General features: G+C 66.2%; 2 protein-coding genes. Both read right to left on the bottom strand.

Annotation, left to right across the window (positions count from 1 at the left end; all coding sequences use genetic code 11):
• Positions 1 to 723, bottom strand: a 723-nt coding sequence (locus RMCB_RS34250) for an IS3 family transposase (RefSeq protein ID WP_062832305.1), incomplete at its 3' end; no start/stop codon positions are given.
• 14 nt (positions 724 to 737) lie between these two features.
• Positions 738 to 1005: transposase (locus RMCB_RS34245; protein ID WP_062832304.1), on the bottom strand; the 268-nt coding region annotated here is incomplete at its 5' end.

The following is a 1005-nucleotide window of genomic DNA, read 5'->3' as shown; positions in this document are numbered from 1 at the left end:
GTAGTACTCGTGTTTGAACGTCGACCACAGCGATTCGGCGCCACTGTTATCCCAGCAGATCCCGGTGGCGCCCATGGAGCGGCGTAGGCCGGCATCAGCGCAGGCCTGGGCCATCGCGTGAGCCGTGAACTGGGTGCCGCGATCGGAATGCATGATCGTGCCGGCCACGTCGCCGCCGCGCACCGCGACCGCCCGGGCCAGCGCGTCGGTGACCAGCTCAGTGAGCATGTGATCGGCCACCGACCAACCGAGCACCCGCTTGGAGTGTTCGTCACGGATCGCGCACAGGTACATGTCGCCCTCACCGCACGTGAGGTAGGTAATGTCCGAGCTCCACACCGCATCGGGTCGACCCTGGTCGAACCGGCGCTCGACCAGATCGTCGGGAAACGATGCCGTGGGATCGACAACGGTGGTTTTGACCTTGAACGTGCGGGGGCTGATCCCGGCGAGCCCGATCTCGGCCATGATCTTGGCGACGGTCTTCTCCGAGACCTGCTCACCGGCAGCCCGCAGATCCGCGGTGATCCGTGGCGAACCGTACGTCCCGCCCGAGTCGCGGTGATGGCCGGTGATCTTCACGGTCAGGTCAGCTTTCCGTTGTTCCCGGTCGGTCAATTCCGTTGTAGCCGAACGCCTCGCCCATTTGTAGTAGCCGGAGGTCGAGACCCCCAGCAGGCGTGCCGTGCGGGTGATCGCGGTGGTCGCGCACTCTGCGGCCATCAACTCGAACCGGTCTACTTCGGTCCGTTGGCGGCAAAGTACGCCGAGGCTTTTTTCAGGAACGCGATGTCTTTCTCCTGCTCGGCGACCTGCTTACGCAACCGCGCCAACTCGGTGCGCTCGGCCGGGGTCAGCGGCACCTCGTCGCGGGCGGCTGCAGCCTCGATGCGGCGACGTTCGTCGGCGACCCACCGCCCGAGCAGCCCCTCGTTGAGGCCCAGTTCGCGTGCGACCTCGGCGATCGTGCGTCCGGAATCGATCACCCGATGAGCGGCCTCGACC

The organism is Mycolicibacterium brisbanense, from assembly GCF_001570425.1.
Taxonomy (GTDB): Bacteria; Actinomycetota; Actinomycetes; order Mycobacteriales; family Mycobacteriaceae; genus Mycobacterium; species Mycobacterium brisbanense.
The sequence above is the reverse complement of the archived record's forward strand: the minus strand, read 5'-3'. Positions and strand labels throughout refer to the sequence as shown.